Source organism: Burkholderia sp. RF7-non_BP4, from assembly GCF_001521935.1.
Taxonomy (GTDB): domain Bacteria; phylum Pseudomonadota; class Gammaproteobacteria; order Burkholderiales; family Burkholderiaceae; genus Burkholderia; species Burkholderia diffusa.
On sequence record NZ_LOTA01000020.1, the window covers coordinates 1 to 530 of the forward strand.

A 530-nucleotide genomic window follows, 5' to 3' on the forward strand; every position below is an offset into this window, starting at 1 on the left:
CGAGGCTCCCAATATGGAAGAACTCCTGGAACAACTGCGCTGGCTGCTGAACATGCCGGTCGGCGCAACCGCTGACGACGTCACGGCGCAGCTTAAGAAACTGATCGAATCGCTGTCCGGCGGCCAGGGCGTTGCCGCTGCCAGCGTGAACCTGCCTGTGCTGCTCGACTCGCAGCGCGCGCAGATCGCAATGCTGTCCGCCAACCAGGTCGACCCGGCGCGTTTCGTGCCGATTTCGGTAATGACCGACCTGCGCGCGCAGCTCGACGCAGCCAACGCGAAGCTGACCGGCAACGAAGTCGAGGAGCTGGTGACGGCCGCGTTGAAGAACGGCCGCCTGCTGCCCGCTCAAGAAGGCTGGGCGCGCGACCTGGGCAAGAGCGATGTCGCCGCACTGAAACAGTTCGTCGCGACCGCGCAACCGATCCAGGCACTCGGTGGCACGCAGACGGGTGGCAATCCTCCGGTAGGTGACAAAACGGACGCGAATGCGCTGGCCGCCGAAGACCTCGCCGTGTGCAAGGCGCTCG

General features: G+C 65.5%; 1 protein-coding gene. It reads left to right on the top strand.

The annotated features are described in order from the left end of the window. Positions 1–13: 13 nt before the first annotated feature. Positions 14–530: phage protease (locus tag WS49_RS08135; RefSeq protein ID WP_257127644.1), on the top strand; the 517-nt coding region annotated here is incomplete at its 3' end.